The sequence below is a fragment of the Rhodovulum sulfidophilum DSM 1374 genome, from assembly GCF_001633165.1.
GTDB classification, from domain to species: domain Bacteria; phylum Pseudomonadota; class Alphaproteobacteria; order Rhodobacterales; family Rhodobacteraceae; genus Rhodovulum; species Rhodovulum sulfidophilum.
This window is the reverse complement of record NZ_CP015420.1, coordinates 66099-81564: the sequence shown is the minus strand read 5'-3', so window position 1 is coordinate 81564 and position 15466 is coordinate 66099. Positions and strand designations below refer to the sequence as shown.

The following is a 15466-nucleotide window of genomic DNA, read 5'->3' as shown; positions in this document are numbered from 1 at the left end:
ACGAGGGCAGGACGGCAACCGGGATGAGGATCGGAGGACAAGCCAGAACGCGCTGGCCGGCCGCGGCCGGGCTGGCCCTGTGGCTGTTGCCCGCCATCGCGCTGGCCAGCGAAACGCCACAGCAGGCAGAGACCGCGCCCGCCCCGCGCCGCGTCGCCCCCGTCCGGGTCGCGCCCGCCGCGTCGGCCGCCCCGGTCCTGAGCGCGCGCCCCGAGGCCCCGGCGGTCGAGATCTTCACCCCCCCGCCGCGCCAAAGCCTCGCCGCCCTGCCCCGCGCCGAGGGCCTGCCCGAGCCCTCGGTCATCGTCGGGTTGCTCAACCCCGACACCGAGGACCTGCCGGTCTGGTCGGACCTCGCCACCCGCACCCGGCTGAGGCAGGACGACCCCGAGGGCTTTGCCCGCCTCGTCGCCGCGGGCGCGCTCGATCCGCCCGAAGACGCCCTGCCCCGCGCGATCCAGACCGAGCTGGCGCGGATGAACTGCTATCGCGGCGGCATCGACGGGCTCTGGGGCGAGGGCTCGCGCGCCGCCGTCGCGCGCTATTTCGCCGAACGCGGGCTGGGCCGCGCCCCCGACGCCCCCTCGCCCGGGCTGTTCCGCCGGATCGTCGCGGCCGAGGACGTGGCCTGCCCCGCCCCGCCAGCGCCCACGACCGCGCGCGCGCCGACGCCCCGCCGCCAGACCGCGCCCGAACGATCCGAGGCCCCCCCGCCGCAGATCCGGCTGGCGCCCTCGCTGGGGGTGTTCCGGTGAAACCGCCCGGTTTCGGCGTCGATCCCGCCTTTCGCGCCGCCGCCGCCCGCGCCCGGGCCCGGCGGCGGCGGCGACTGATCCGGCCGGTCCTGCTGGGCCTGCTTGCACTGACGCTGGCCACGGCCGGATGGCGGCTGACCCGAGACCGCCCCGAAACGCCGCCCGCCATCGCCACCGGCGACGATCTCGCCATGGTGCCCGAGGCCGAGCCGGACGCGGAAACACCCCCAGCGCCCGACCCGTCGCTGGCGCTGCGCGGTCTGCCGCGCGATCCGATGGTGCTGCGGCTCTCGGCCGGGCCTTCGGCCCCCGCGCGCACCCTGCCCGGCCCGCCGGGTTTCGAACCCGGTCGCGCGGGCCCGCCCGCCCCCGACCGGCTGACCCTGATCGAGGTCGGGCTCGGCCCCGGCAGCGGGCCGCGCGCGCTCGACCCGCCCTCGAGCCGCGAGGATCTGGCGCTTTACCAGGCCCGCCGCAGCCGCGCCCTTGCCCAGGCCCGGCGCAGCGGCAGCGCGCCCGGCGATCTTGCCTTGGGCCTTCTGCCCGAGGCCGCCCGCCACCCCTTCTTCGCCGACAGCCTGCTGAGGCTCGGGCCCGGCGCCGACCTGACGACGGCACTGACGGGCGCCGGGCTCGGGTCCGAGGCCGCCAGCGCCGCGACCGGGGCGCTGCCGACGCTGGCCGATCCGCCCCGGCTGGCCGCGCTGCGGCTCCGGCCCGGCGGCACCCGATCCGGGACCGGCCCCGAACCCGAAGCCGAGCTGCTGCAGCTTTCGCTTTACGGCGCCGGGGGCTATCTGACGACGCTGGCCCGGCTTGGCGCCGGTCGCTATGCCCGCGCCGCCGACCCTTGGGCCGACCGCGACCTTGCCAGCGAGGGCCGGACCCCGCCCAAGGCCCCGCCCCGGCTGCTCGATGCGGTCTATGGCGCGGCACTCGGCGCCGGGCTCGGCCCCGACCTGACCGGCGAGCTGATCGTGCTGCTGGCACAGCGCATGGATCTGGGTCGCCCGGCCGCGCCCGACCAGCGGCTGCGGGTGCTTTACGCGACCCGGCCGGGGCCCGGCGGCGCGGCACGGCTGTTCTATGTCGGGCTGGACGGGCGCAGCGGCTGCTATGTACTGCCGATGCCCGCGGGCGGCCATGCCTGCGCCGGGACAGGATCATTGGCGGGCGCCACCGCCGGGATCGACGACGACGCCGCGGTCGAGACCCTCGTCGCCCGCATCGTCCATGTCGAAAGCGGCGGCCGGGCGGATGCGAAGAACCCGCTGTCAAGCGCGCTCGGGCTGGGGCAGTTCATCTCCTCGACCTGGCTTCGGATGATGCGCGAGCACCATCCCGAGCTGGCCGCCCGGATGGACCGCGCGGCGCTGCTGGCGCTCAGGACCGATCCGGTCCTGAGTGTCGAGATGGTCTATGCCCTGGCCCGCGAGAATGCCGCCTATCTGGCCGCCCGGGGCCATGGGCTGACCCCGGGGCGGCTGTATCTGGCGCATTTCCTCGGCGCCGAGGGCGCCAACCGCGCGCTTTCCGCCGATCCCGCGGCCGGGGTGGCCGAAATCATGGGCACGGCCGTGGTCAGCGCAAACCCGTTCCTGACCGGCAAGACCATCGGCGAGCTGCTGGCCTGGGCCGACCGCAAGATGACCGGCACCGCCGCCCCCGCCGTGGTCTCGCCCGAGATCCGCCGCTACCGCGAAACCGTCGACGCGATCCTCGCGACCGGCTGAGACGCGGGCCTCAGAGCCGCCGCATCACCTCGCGCATCACCCAGAGGCTGGCGGTATCGCGCGCCTGCGCCTGCGCGGCCCTCGCGGCGGAACCGGGGCCGGTGCCGGCGGGCGTCTCGCCCGGGCTCACCTTGATCGCCTCCTGGGTCAGCTTGCCGCCCATCTCCGAGAGGAAGGGATAGGCGCGGTTCGACATCTGCCCGCCATGATTGTCCAGAAGCCGGACCGCGCCGCGCAGGCGCTGGCCCATCCAGCGGGTATTCTCCTTAGCCAGCGCGCCGACATAGCGACCGCTGACCTGGTTGATCAGGGCCGCGCTCAGCGCCCGTTCCAGCGTGGCATCGTTGACATAGACACCCTCGAAGGTCTCGGCGCCGGTATCGATTGCAAGGCTCATCGCCGCGGTCATGGTCGGCGAGGCCCCCGCGGCCGTGGCCGCCCCGGTGATCTGCCGGGTGCCCAGCGGCAGGAGGAACAGCCCGCCCTTGATCGCCGCCTTCGAGGCCGATCCGGTATCCTGATAGGTCGCCGTCGCCGACAGCCCCGCGCCCGCGCCCGAAGCCACCGCGATGGTGGTGCCGCCGGTCGCGACGGTCGCGATCACGCCCAGCGTCAGCACCGAGCTGTCGCGCACCCCCTTGGCCACCTTGATCGCGGTTTCGGCATGGTCGATGGCGGCCTGGTTGATGTCCTGGGCCGAGCGGTAGATCGACTGGTTGGCGCTCATCAGCCGGTCGGTCTCGCGCCTCAGCCCGATCAGATAGGCCTGGGCATCCCCGGCCGCGCCCAGCATCAGCGTGGCAAAGCGGCGGCCCTCGACCTCCTCGATCTCGGTCTTGCGCGCCAGCATCCGGTTGACGTCGGTTTCGACATTGGCCAGCTCGCGCGCGAGGTAGAGCTTCTGGATCAGGCTGTCGCGCGAGGTCACGACCCGGGTCGTCTCGTTCATCGCCCTCAGCCGGGCATAATGCGCGATCAGGCGCAGCGCGGCCTGTTGGTCATAGCTCCAGCTGACGCCGGCATCGTCGACAAAACATTGGGTCACGCGTTTTCTCCTTCGAAGCTGTAGGCCAGCGCGCCGTCTTGCAGCAGGATCTCGACCCGCGCGATGCCCTCGCCTGACACCATCCGCCCCAGCACCTCGCGCGAGAGGTCGGGCAGGATGGTATTGGTGATGATGTTGTCGATCATCCGCCCGCCGCTGTCGGGGTCGTGGCACTGATCGACGATATGGTCCATGACCGCGTCGCCATAGACAAGCTCGGCGCCATGGGCGCCCCGCATCCGGGCCTCGACCGCCGAAAGCTTCAGCCGGACGATGGCCGCCAGCCCCTCGGCCGAGAGCGGCAGATAGGGGATCGAGACCACCCGGCCCAGGAGCGCGGGCGGGAAGACCTCGAGCTGGCGCGGCTTCAGCGCCGCCGTGACCTCGTCCAGATCGGGCCGCGTCCGGCCGTCCTCGGCCATCGCCATGATGGTGTCGGTGCCCACATTCGAGGTCAGCAGGATCAGGGTATTGCGAAAATCGATGCGGCGGCCGTTGCCATCCTCCATCCAGCCCTTGTCGAAGACCTGGAAGAAGATCTCGTGCACATCGGGATGCGCCTTCTCGACCTCGTCGAGCAGCACCACCGAATAGGGCTTGCGCCGCACCGCCTCGGTCAGCCGCCCGCCCTCGCCATAGCCGACATAGCCGGGCGGCGCGCCCTTCAGCAGGCTGACGGTATGGGCCTCCTGGAATTCCGACATGTTGATGGTGATCATGTTCTGCGCGCCGCCATACAGCGCCTCGGCCAGCGCGATGGCGGTCTCGGTCTTGCCGACGCCCGAGGGCCCGCACAGCATGAACACCCCGATCGGCTTCTCGGGATTGGCCAGCCCCGCGCGCGAGGTCTCGATCCGCCGGGCGATGGCGGCAAGGGCATGGTCCTGGCCCACCACCCGCTCGCGCAGATGGTCCTTCAGGGTCAGGACCGCCTGCAGCTCGTCGCGCACCATCCGCCCGGTCGGGATGCCGGTCCAGTCCGAGATCACCTGCGCCACGGTCTGGGCGCCGACATGGGGCTCGACCATCCGGGTCTCGGGATCGCCCGCCTCAAGCGTGGCAAGACGTTCATGCATCTCGGCCCGCAAGGCATCGATATCGAGCGGCTCTTTGTCCTCGCCCGCCGCGCCGTCCTCCGTCCCGGCCTCGCCGGCCATGTCGTCACCGGCCATGTCTTCACCGGCCGCGCCGTCAGCCGCGCCCGCGATCCGGGCGCGGAGCCCGAGGATCTGCTCGACCAGCGCCTTCTGCTCGTCGTGAAGCTCTTCCAGCCGCGCCAGGTCTTGGCCGGCCTCCGCCCGGTCGGCCTCCAGCTCGGCGATCCGCTCGCCCGCATCCTCGCCCAGATCCTGCGCCCCGCGCTTGGCGGCGATCTCGCTGTCCAGCGCGTCGATCCGGGCCTTCAGATCCTCGATCCGCGCGGGCACCGAGGCCTGGCTGACCGCCACCCGCGCCGCCGCGGTGTCCAGCAGCGACACCGCCTTGTCGGGCAGCTGCCGCGCCGGGATGTAGCGCTGCGACAGCTGGACGGCGGCCACTACTGCCTCATCCGAGATCCGCACGCCGTGATGGGCCTCCATCGGGCCGAGAATGCCGCGCAGCATGGCACAGCAGGTCCCGACATCGGGCTCGTCGACGGTGACCGGCTGGAAACGCCGGGTCAGGGCCGGATCCTTCTCGATATGCTGGCGGTATTCCGACCAGGTGGTCGCGGCGATGGTCCTGAGCGTGCCGCGCGCCAGCGCCGGTTTCAGCAGGTTGGCGGCATCGCCCGTGCCCGCCTGCCCGCCCGCGCCGATCAGGGTATGGGCCTCGTCGATGAACAGGATGATCGGCACATCCGAGGCCTGCACCTCGTCGATCACCGATTTCAGCCGCTGTTCGAACTCGCCCCGCATCGAGGCCCCGGCCTGCATCGCCTGGATGTCCAGCATGTAAAGCCGCGTGCCCTTCAGCTTGGGCGGCACCTCGCCCGCGGCCAGCTTCTGGGCAAAGCCCTCGACGACCGCCGTCTTGCCGACCCCGGCCTCGCCGGTCAGGATCGGGTTGTTCTGGCGGCGGCGCAGAAGCGCGTCGATCACCTGCCGGATCTCGTCATCGCGCCCGACCACCCGGTCGAGCCGTCCGGCCTCGGCCTCGGCGGTCATGTCCTGGGCGAACCGCCCCAGCGCGCTCTGCCCGCCGCCGCGCCCGGCCGCGCCCTCGGCGCCCTCGCCGCGCGCGGCCAGCCCCGAGCCGTCCATCGGGCGCATGTCCTCTTCCTCGGAGGCGGCCCAGAGGCTGCGCGCATCCTGCCCCAGCCGGTCGACCGAGATCTCGGCAAAGACCTTCGACAGCTGCAGCAGGTGCCGCTTGAGCCCCGGATCGTTCAGAAGCGCGGTCAGCACATGGCCGGTGCGGATCTGGGCCTCGCCGAAGAACAGCGTGGCATAGGTCCAGGCATGGTTCAGCGCATCCGACAGCACCTCGGAAATGCCGGGCGTCTCGGTCACGTTCTTCTGCAGCGCGGCCATGGCGGCGTCGAGATCGCGCAGCACCCGGCCGCGGTCGAGCCCCAGCTCGTTCAGCGTGACCGAGATGTCGGCATTCTGGTTCGAGACCGAATGGAACAGCCAGTGGCTGAGATCGACATGGCGGTTCTTCTCGCCCCGGGCATGGCGCATGCCCTGCAGGAAGGCGTCGTATCCGGCACGGTTCATCTTGCCGGCATAGGTCTCGATGGTAATCTCGGTCATGTCTGCTCAGGCTCTTTCGGGTCTTCTTGTCAGGCCGCGATGGCGGCCGGGGCCGCGGCGGCGGGCCGGGGGGCGTCGTCCTCGCGATTCAGGTCGAACCGCGCGATATGGACCATCTGTTCGGGGTTGTCGGGATCGGGCGCGAGACAGGCCATCCAGCCCAGCCGGGCCGAGCGGCCCAGAACGGCGGGCACCACCTTGGGCTGGGGCAGCCACAGGGCGGCCTCGATCTCGAGCGTCTCTCCGAGATACCAGCGGCACAGGTCGGCCAGTTCGCGATTGTCGGGACCGCCGGGCAGGAAACGGTCGAAGGCGGCCATGTCAGGCACATGCAGATGCACCCGGATCCGGTCGCTGATGGTGCGGGCCCGGGCCCCCAGATGGGCGTCGCGCCCCAGACTGGCCGCGCCCAGCCCCAGCCGGGATTCGGTCCCGGGCTCGAAATCGAGCCAGCCCGGCACCATCTCCTCGATCTCGACCCGCGCCCGGCCCTCGAAATGCAGCCCCAGCATCTGGCGCAGCCGGACCGGGCTTTTCACCCGGCCCGCGGCCAGCGGCACCAGCCGGGCCAGCGCGGTATCGGGCACCCGGCACCGGTCGCGGAAGGCCGGCGTCGCGGTGCCCGCAAAGCCCAGCAGATAGCCCTGGAAGCGGTCGTCGGGATGGTCGAACTGGGTGATCGGGCGGGCATCGGACCAGGCCCGGAAGAACAGCTCCTGAAACCGCTCGGTAAAGATGTCGGTGAAGGCGGTGAAGCTTTCATCGCCCGCATCGAACCAGCGCCGGACCTCTTCGGTCCAGGCCAGGGGCAGCGCGCCGAAGGCGCCGTAAAAGCCCAGGAACTGGGCCCTGAAGACCGGCCGGGCGCGCCCGTCCCGCCCCGCCCGCGACAGATCCGAGACCGGGAAGGCCAGGAACGGGTCCTGCCCCAGCCGCACCACCGCCTCGGCGACCCGGGCATTGCGCCCGATCCGGGGCGCGTCGGGCGCCGCGCGTTCCAGCGCCCGGAGCGCCGCGAACAGCCCCACCCCCTCGGCCGCTGTCGCCTCGGCCGCGCGGCGGTCGGAAAAGCTCTCGCCCGTCACAGGATCGGCCCGCTGCCCGAGCGCGGCGGCCAGCTCCGGATCGCGCCGCGCTGAACCGAGGCCACCCGGACCTGGGTAAAGCTGTTCACCGCGGCATATTCCGACAGGAAGCGGTCGAGCACCGCGCCGATCAGCATCACGCCCGTGCTTTCGTAATCGCTTTCATCGAAGCTCAGCGAAATCTCGGTGCCGCGGGCCAGGTGATAGCCGTCGGCCATCGCGACCGAGCGCGTCACCGGCCGGGTCTCGACCGAGCGCAGCCCGCGCACCCCGGCCTCGGCCGCGCTGTCCGAGAAATCGGCAAACAGCGCCAGCATCTCGCGCAATGCCGCGGCACTGTCGCCCTCCTGCCGCCCGCCCAGCCCGAACTGGTTCAGCGACAGGTAGGAAATCAGCCGCCAGTAGACATCGCCCGCCCCCGCGCGCGGCCCCGCCCCCGGATCGCTCCGGCCCAGCGGGTTGCGCGGCGGCGTCGGCCCGGCCCGGCAGGCCAGCGACACGGTGACATCGTCGGTCATGTGGAAATCGCCCTCGCTCTGGGCGATCGGCAGCTCGGCGGGCAGATGCCGGTTGGAACAGAGCGCGCGCACCTGCAGCCGCTGGATGTCGTCGCCGCCATCGGGCTCGTAGATCGAGATGAAGGTCTCGGTGCCGCGATAGCGATTGCGCGCCGGGCCAAAGCGATGCTCGCGCGCGGTCAGGCGGCGGGGCTTGCGCCGCGCGGTGTAATACAGCGTCCGGCGCGGGTCCTGCCCGCCCTCGGGCAGCGCGTAAAGCGGCTGCACCCGTTCCTTGCTGCGATGGGTGGCGTAATGGGCCTGCACGTCGAGAATATCGAGCAGCTCGTAATGGGTGACCGGCGTCGCATTGGGCGTGACCACATATTCATGCTGCTTGCCGTCGATCCGCACGGTCGAGGACATCTCCTCGAACAGGTTCACCGCGGGCGCACAGTTCAGCGCGACATCGCCCTCGGACAACCGCTCGGCCAGGCGCGGATCGGCGCGGTCGAACTCGACGATCACCTGAACCTCGGACCCGCGTATCCGGGGCAGATGATCGGCCAGCCCCTTGATGCGGAAGCCCAGGAACTTGCGCGGGAAGACGAAATATTCGCGCAGCAGGGCGAAGCCGTCGAACAGCCTCGCATGATGCGGGAAAAGCCGCTCTTCGGGGTCGAAGCCCACCTGTTCCAGGCAATCGGGCGGCAGCCGCGCGAAGACCGGATCGCCCTGCGCGTCAAGCCAGCGCAGCGAGACCCTGAGGCTGCGCGCGAAGATCTGTTCATACAGCGCGACCGCCTCGGCCATCGGGCCGGTCAGGTGCAGATCGAGCCGGTCGAGCTCCAGCTCGGCAAGCGGCGCCGAGCCGTCGGCCAGCCCGGACGGCGCGATCCGCGCCAGATCCAGCACCAGCCCGGCCTTGGTGCCCTCGGCGATCTCCTGCCCCAGCGCGCCGACCGGCCCCGCGCCCGACAGATAGCGCAGCCCGGCCAGTTTCAGCGGCCAGATCGTCAGCGGCGCGGCCAGCGAGAACCGGCAGGCGATGCGCTTGTCGGCATCGCGAAAGCGCGCATCCATATAGGCGCCGGGGTCGAAGCGCAGCCCCTTGACGATGTCGGAATTCCCGGCCGGAACCGAGGCCTCGACCAGCATCGCCGAGGGCGTCGGCGCCAGCGCATCGGGAAAGACCTGATCCAGAAGCGCCTCGGTAAAGCCGCGGAACTCGTCCTGCAACTTGAGCTGCACCCGCGCGGCCAGAAAGGCCGAGCCCTCCAGCAGCCCGGCGACCGTGGGGTCGAGATTGTCGGCCATCAGCCCGCCCAGCCGGTCGGCCAGGCCCGGATAGTCGCGGGCGAATTCGGCGGTGCGTTCCTTCAGAAGCGCCAGCTCGCGGTTATAGGTGTCGCGCAGCGCCGGGTTCACGACCGCATCCTCAGATCCGACATGTCCATCTTGCCCGCGCCCAGATCGACCTCGGCATCGAAGCCCACCGACAGATCGACCGGGTCGCCGGTCAGCTCGCCCTCGACCGTGACCGACAGGCGCTGGCCGCTGTCGCCATTGGCATCGACCACCCGGACCTCGAGCGTGCCGGGCAGAAAGCGCGGCTCGTGGCGCAACAGCGATTCGCGGATCGACTCGACGATGGCGGGGCTGTGGAACTCGGCCGGCGAGACCGAGGACAGGTCGCGGAAGCCGTAATTCAGGATCGAGTTCGCGACATGCGGCGCGGTGCTCAGATCGATCGCGGCATCGAGCCGGATCGTGTTCAGCAGCCCATCCAGATCGGCCTGCAGATGGGCGCGCAGGATGCTGGCCGAAACCCCCTCGCGGCGCGGCTTGGCACGGGCCGAAACCTCGGTCTCGCCATTCTCGGCGGGCCGGTTCGCGCGGCGCGCGTCATGTTCCTCATGGGCCGAACGGAAGATCTGGAAAATCGAGATCTTGGCGCGGTCCCGGTCGCGCCAGGCCTCACGGGCCCCGGGCCCGGTCTCCTGCGGAGGTCCGGCCATTGCCTCTCCTGATGCTGGTTGCAAGACCCGGCCCGCGGCCGGTCAGGGGGAAAGGCGGAGGCCGGAAACCCGGCCTCCGCCCGCGACGTCGCTGGGGCGTTTCCGCCTCAGGCCGCCCATTCCTTGTTCTCGGCGATTTCCCAGCCGGCGGTGCTTTCGGGACCGGCGCCGCCGGTTTCCTCCTGCATGGTGTAGGTCACCTGGAAGGCGCGGAAGTTCAGCGTCAGGGTTTCCTGCACGCGGTCCAGACCGTCCTTCGAGCCGCCGGTGACATAGGAGGTGATCATCACGTCCTTGAGGTCGATCTTGAGATAGTCGACCGGCGCCGAGCCGCCCGACTTGCGCACCACCAGCTGACCGGCGGTGATATGCTCGCCCGAGCAGCAGCGCTTGATCAGGTCATGGGTGGCGGCATCGACGTATTTGGTGACGGTGATGTCCTGGACGTCGACCTTGCCGCCGCCGCCGCCGTGACCCATGTGGGTCGTGCCCGACTGGCTCAGACCCCAGTTCCAGGACAGCACGTCGATCCAGTCCTTGTGTTTGTCATCCAGGGACTCGCCCTTGATGTTGTTTTCCAGTTTCAGGAAGCAATCGATGGCCATTGCGCGTTACCTCACTCTAATTGCGCGTTCAGGGATGGCGGTCGGGGTCGAGGCCTTTTATTTGCTGACCGGCTATTTGCCGACTGGCAGCCTCGACACGAGGCTCATGCCGATATCCATGCCTTCCAGCTGGAAATGCGGCCTGAGATAGAACTTGCCCTGGTAATATCCGGGGTTCAGTTCGTCCTCGATCACTTCGACCTTTGCCCCCGCCAGCGGTTTGCGAGCCTTCTCCATCTCGCTGGCGCTCTCGGGATTGCCCGAGACATACTTGTTGACCCAGGCCTGCAGCTCTTTCTCGAGCTGCAGCCGGTCGGGGCTCTGGCCGATCTTGTCTCGCACCATGACCTTCAGGTAATGGGCAAATCGCGACACTGCGAAAATATAGGGGATGCGCGACGACATGTTGTCCGAGGCGGTCGCCAGGTCGTCGACATATTTCTTTGGACGGTAAAGGGACTGGGCACCAATGAAAGCCGCCTTGTCGGTATGCTGGCGGTGGATCAGCCCGATCAGCCCGGCCTTGGACAGCTCGCCCTCGCGCCGGTCGGTGATCGACACCTCGGTCGGACATTTCATGTCCTTGGCGCCGTCGCCGGTATCGAACAGATGGGTCGGCAGGTTCGCCACCTCGCCGCCCGAGGTCACGCCGCGGATCCGCACCGTCCAGCCATATTCCTTGAAGGCACGGTTGATGTTCGCCGCCATCGCATGGGCCGCGTTCATCCAGGCGTAATTCCTGCCGCCATGGCCGTCGGTTTCCTCGACGAAGTTGAATTCCTCGACCACCGCGTTGGAATTCGGACCATAGGGCTCGCGCGCCAGCACGCGCGGCGCGACCAGCGCCACGAAGCGCGAATTCTCGCTGTCGCGCAGGCTGTTCCACTGCGCGTATTCCGGCGTCTCGAAGATCTCGGACAGATCCGGCGGCACCGAGATCTCGTTCCAGCTGTCCAGCCCCAGAAGCTCGGGCGCGGTGCCCGAGATGAAGGGCGCCAGCGAGGCCTCGGAAATCCGGGCGACCGATTGCAGCAGGTTCACGTCGGGCGAGGAATGGTCGAAATAGTAATCGCCCACCAGCGCGCCGAAGGGCTTGCCGCCCAGCGTGCCCAGGTTCTGCTCGTAGATCATCGTGTGCAGGGGCGACTTGTCCCATTTCGCGCCGGGATAGCGCCGCATCATCGCCTGCAGCTCGGATTTCGAGATATTCAGCACCTTGACCCGCAGCGAGGCGTCGGTCTCGGCATTGTTCAGCGTGTAGGCCAGCCCGCGCCAGGAGGATTCGATCTGCTGGAACTCCTCCGCATGCAGGATCTCGTTGACCTGGTCGCTCAGCTTCTCGTCCAGCCGCGCGATCATCGCATCCAGCGTGTCGATCACGTCCTCGGCGATCAGCTCGCTCGACCCCAGCGCCTCGCGCGCCAGCGCGGTCACCGCATTGTCGACCTCGCGCGCGGCGATGTCGCTGCGCGGCTTGATGGTCTGTTTCAGGATGTCCTGAAATTCGGAAAGCTCGTCGAGCGCGCCCTCGGCCGCACCCGCCTGCCGTTCTGCGTTCTGAGTCATTTACCCCATTCCCCCCGGCAGCTCACGCGTCATCCGACGACGCGTCGTCGTCGCGCGCCGCACTGTCCGCCAGCGCCGCCATCAGTTCGGGGTCGGCCAGCAGACGTTTGATATGTTCCTGCGCACGGGGCTTGGTGCCCATGTAGCGCTGCAGGTTGGCGAGCTGCTCGCGCGCCTCCAGAAGCTGGCGCAGCGCCGGCACCTGCCGGGCCACCGCCGCCGGTTCCAGATCCTCCATCTTCTCGAACTGGAGGTTGACCGCCAGCTTCTCGCCCGACCCCGGCTGCAGCCGGTTGTCGACGGTGAAGGTGACGCCCGGCGTGACCGAGGCCATGTAATCGTCCAGCGTATCCTTGGTGACATCGGTGAAGCTGCGATCCTCGACCGCCGGTTTCTCGACCCCCGGATTGTTGCCCGACAGGTCCGACATCACCCCCATGACAAAGGGCAGCTCGACCATCTTCTCGCTATCATAGGGGTCCTGATACTGGATCTGGACCCGCGGCGGGCGATTGCGCTTGATGAAACCGGAACCGGAGTTCGATGACATTATTTTCCTTCCTTTATCAGTCTCTTGTCGTCATTCGACCGAAGCGCGTCGCCCGTCGTTTGGACCCGTTCCGGATCGAAGTTGTCAACGCAGAGATGTGGTCCGGCCGAAGATCGGCGGAAATTCGACCATTTGGACATACTCTATCGTCCTCCCTCCGCCGATGGCAGCAAATCCCGCAGGATGGCAGGGAAATCCTTACCCAGATAGGCTTGCGCCCGCTCCAGCAACATGGGTACCGGGCTCGATCTCTCGGTGCGGCGGAAATGATCCTCGACCGCGCGCAGCGTGCCCGCGGCCTGTTCGGCGCTGTCGATGGCGGGCGGCGGCGGGCGCAGGGTCGATTCGGCCCGCGCCGGCGCCGGGTCGCCGGGCCCGCCCTCCTCGGTCAGACTGCGCAGCCGCGCGCTGTCCAGCACGAAGCCGGTCTCGGGACCGAAGCCGATCTGCGCCTCGGCCGCGCGGCCGGGCATCAGCACCTCCAGCGCCTCGATCAGCGGCCGCCCGATCAGCAGCCGTGCCTGCGTCACCAGCAACAGCGCGGGCGACGAGGGTTCGGCGCGGCGGTAATAGGCCTCGCAGGCCTCCAGCAGGCGTCTTGCATGGTCCTGGTCGCGCACCTCGGGCGCCCCGGCCGGAAGCTCCCGCGTGGGCGGCGGCACCTGCACCGGGGCACTGTGCGGCACCGGCTCGGGCGCAGCCGTCTCGGGCACCGGCACCGGCGCGGCCAGATCGGGACGGACCGCGACGATCGCCCCCCGCATCTCGTCCAGAACCGCCGTCAGCGGGTCCAGATGCGGGGTGAAGGGCGCCTCGGGATCGGCCGCGCAGGCCGCCACGATCCGCGTCACCGCGGCCGTCGCCTGGTCGAGCGCGGCCAGCGTCCGCGTCAGCCGCGCGCCATTGCCGGGATCGGCCAGCACCGCGGTCAGCGATTCGGTCGACAGCCCGCTTTCGCCCTGCAGCGGCGTCGCCTGCCCGGCCGCCACCCGCAGCTTGCGCAGCGTCACCTCGGCGGTACCGGCCAGCCCGGCCCAGGCCAGCGGCTGGATCACCGTCGCCGGCGCCGCCAGCTCGGCCAGCGCCTCGCGCCGCTCGGCCGGATCGCTCTCGGCACCGGGATGCACCTCGCGCGGGAAACGTTCGAGCAACAGCGCCACCGTCTCCAGCGTCTCGGCCAGCGCCGGAACCCGCCCCGCCAGCGCCAGCCATTGCACGCGCAGCGCAAGCAGGCGCAGGTCGCGGCTACGCTCGAGCAGGGCATCGATCTGGCGCAGCTCGCCGGCCAGATCCAGCGTACCGGGATCGAAAACCCTGTCGGGGGACACCGAGCCGTCGGGCCGGGTCACGCCCGGGCGGGCATAGGCATCGGGAAGACGACCGAGCGCCGCGAAATAATAAGCGTCGAAATCGGGGTCCATCCGTGCGTTGAGATCGGGCCCGCAAGGGCCGTCGTCGGCCATCGGTTCCGCGAGGGAGTCAAGACCCATGAGGCACCCCTTAAAATTCCGCCCACCGTGCTCTGCGGTCCCGCTCTCCCTGCAGGACCGTCGTCGGATCAGTTATGTAGAGCGCCTTGACCGAGATCAACCTAGGCTAATCCGGCATCTCCCCCTGGGCCCGGGCATAGGCCTCGGAAAAGGCCTCGAGGAACGCGTCCAGCATGCCATTTTCGCCTTTCCCGGCAAGGGCATCCCAGCGCGTGACATAGGTGTCCCAGGCTCGCGCCTTGCGCGATCCGGCCAGCAAGTTTCCGCCGGTCGCCCCGGCTTCGACCGCCTCGGGCGCCAGACCGTCCAGAACCGCGGCCAGCGCCGGCTGAATCGCCGCGAAGATACCCTGCTGATGGCGGGCAAGATCCGCCAGAGCGGTCTCGAAGCCCCCGGCCCCGTCCAGAAAGCCGTCGCGCGGCACCAGGAACAGAACCTCCAGCGCCGAGTCGGTATCGGGCAGGAACTTCATCGGGTTGTTGCCGCTGGCGCTGCGCATGGTGCGCTCGCCCGACCGGGTGAACTGCTTGACGCTGGCCCGGTCGCGCAGCATCCGCATCACGCCGCCGGTCGCGACCCGCGCGACCCGGCCCAGATCGCGCGCCAGCGCCTCGGCATCGGCGCCTTTGGCCAGATCGGGGTCAAGCCCCGCCCCCTCGCAGAAGGCCCGCAGGAAGGCCTCGTCCCGGTCGGGCCCGGCCGGGGACGGGGCGGCCTGTGCCGCGGCCGGATCGCGGCCCGGCGGATGGAAGGGCTGCGGCTCCGGCGCGACCGGCGGGGCGCCTGACGGTTGGCGCCGGGGCGCGGGCCCACCCGACAAAGCCCCGGAGACTGCGCCTGTCCCGGCGGGCACGGGCGCCCCCGGCACCGCAGGAGCAGAAGGCGCCAGCGGCACGAAGCCCTGCAGACCGTCATCGCGCCCGGACCCCGCCAGCGGCCCGGACATGGCGGGCGCGGGCCGGTGCCCCGGAGACGCGACCGGGGCGGCGGCCAGCGCGCCGAAATCCCAGGGGTCGTCCTCGGCCGGCAGGGGGCCACCGCCCCCCTCGCCCGCCGCCGCGCCCTCCGAGCCCTCGGCCACCGCGATCACATAGGGGCCGACCCGGAACCGGTCGCCCGGCACCAGCGGATGCGGCGCCTGCAGCCGATGGGGATGGCCCTCGAGAAAGGTGCCATTGGTCGACAGATCGACCAGCCAATAGCGCCCCTCGCTGAATTTCAGGTCGAAATGATGGCCCGAGACATGCCGCGCCGGATCGGGCAGCACCCAGTCCATGCCGCGCCGCCGTCCGACGCAGAAATCGCGGCCGTCCAGCCCGATCCAGGCGGGACTGCCATCGGTCAGCCGCTCGGCATTCTCTATCCGCAAGATCAACATCATCGGATC

At 70.1% G+C, this 15466-nt stretch carries 12 protein-coding genes; 2 read left to right on the top strand and 10 right to left on the bottom strand.

Annotated features, from left to right (window positions below; genetic code table 11):
- Nucleotides 1-23: 23 nt before the first annotated feature.
- Together A6W98_RS19945 and A6W98_RS19940 are read left to right on the top strand one after the other, a co-directional pair.
- Nucleotides 24-755 (top strand): peptidoglycan-binding domain-containing protein, encoded by a 732-nt coding sequence (locus A6W98_RS19945; RefSeq protein WP_042465898.1) that lies wholly within the window; start codon nt 24-26, stop codon nt 753-755.
- A complete protein-coding gene (locus A6W98_RS19940) occupies nt 752-2488 on the top strand; it encodes a lysozyme family protein (protein ID WP_052678182.1) in 1737 nt (578 codons plus the stop codon). Before A6W98_RS19945 ends, A6W98_RS19940 begins: the two co-directional genes overlap by 4 nt.
- A 10-nt stretch (nt 2489-2498) precedes the next feature.
- Here the strand turns inward: A6W98_RS19940 and A6W98_RS19935 are convergent, their stop codons facing one another.
- The 10 genes from A6W98_RS19935 to tagH form a co-directional block, all read right to left on the bottom strand.
- Nucleotides 2499-3533 (bottom strand): hypothetical protein, encoded by a 1035-nt coding sequence (locus A6W98_RS19935; RefSeq protein WP_042465896.1) that lies wholly within the window; start codon nt 3531-3533, stop codon nt 2499-2501.
- On the bottom strand, nt 3530-6268 hold the full coding sequence (gene tssH / locus A6W98_RS19930) for a type VI secretion system ATPase TssH (RefSeq protein WP_042465894.1): 2739 nt from the start codon (nt 6266-6268) through the stop codon (nt 3530-3532). Before tssH ends, A6W98_RS19935 begins: the two co-directional genes overlap by 4 nt.
- Nucleotides 6269-6297: 29 nt before the next feature.
- The gene (tssG, locus tag A6W98_RS19925) at nt 6298-7353 is read right to left on the bottom strand and encodes a type VI secretion system baseplate subunit TssG (RefSeq protein WP_052678181.1); all 1056 of its coding nucleotides are present in this window, start codon (nt 7351-7353) and stop codon (nt 6298-6300) included.
- A complete protein-coding gene (gene tssF, locus A6W98_RS19920) occupies nt 7350-9278 on the bottom strand; it encodes a type VI secretion system baseplate subunit TssF (protein WP_042465892.1) in 1929 nt (642 codons plus the stop codon). The genes tssG and tssF overlap by 4 nt, the downstream gene beginning before the upstream one ends.
- Nucleotides 9275-9868 carry a type VI secretion system baseplate subunit TssE gene (gene tssE, locus A6W98_RS19915; protein ID WP_042465890.1) on the bottom strand — a complete coding sequence of 198 codons (594 nt, stop codon included), beginning with the start codon at nt 9866-9868 and terminating at the stop codon, nt 9275-9277. The genes tssF and tssE overlap by 4 nt, the downstream gene beginning before the upstream one ends.
- 107 nt (nt 9869-9975) lie before the next feature.
- Nucleotides 9976-10473 (bottom strand): Hcp family type VI secretion system effector, encoded by a 498-nt coding sequence (locus A6W98_RS19910; protein WP_042465888.1) that lies wholly within the window; start codon nt 10471-10473, stop codon nt 9976-9978.
- 72 nt (nt 10474-10545) lie between these two features.
- The gene (tssC, locus tag A6W98_RS19905) at nt 10546-12039 is read right to left on the bottom strand and encodes a type VI secretion system contractile sheath large subunit (RefSeq protein WP_042465886.1); all 1494 of its coding nucleotides are present in this window, start codon (nt 12037-12039) and stop codon (nt 10546-10548) included.
- A gap of 22 nt (nt 12040-12061) precedes the next feature.
- Nucleotides 12062-12589, bottom strand: a complete 528-nt coding sequence (tssB, locus tag A6W98_RS19900) for a type VI secretion system contractile sheath small subunit (protein WP_042465884.1) — start codon at nt 12587-12589, stop codon at nt 12062-12064.
- 143 nt (nt 12590-12732) lie between these two features.
- Nucleotides 12733-14079 (bottom strand): type VI secretion system protein TssA, encoded by a 1347-nt coding sequence (locus A6W98_RS19895; RefSeq protein ID WP_042465882.1) that lies wholly within the window; start codon nt 14077-14079, stop codon nt 12733-12735.
- Between the two features lie 106 nt (nt 14080-14185).
- Nucleotides 14186-15460, bottom strand: a complete 1275-nt coding sequence (tagH, locus tag A6W98_RS19890) for a type VI secretion system-associated FHA domain protein TagH (RefSeq protein ID WP_052678180.1) — start codon at nt 15458-15460, stop codon at nt 14186-14188.
- Between the last annotated feature and the right edge of the window lie 6 nt (nt 15461-15466).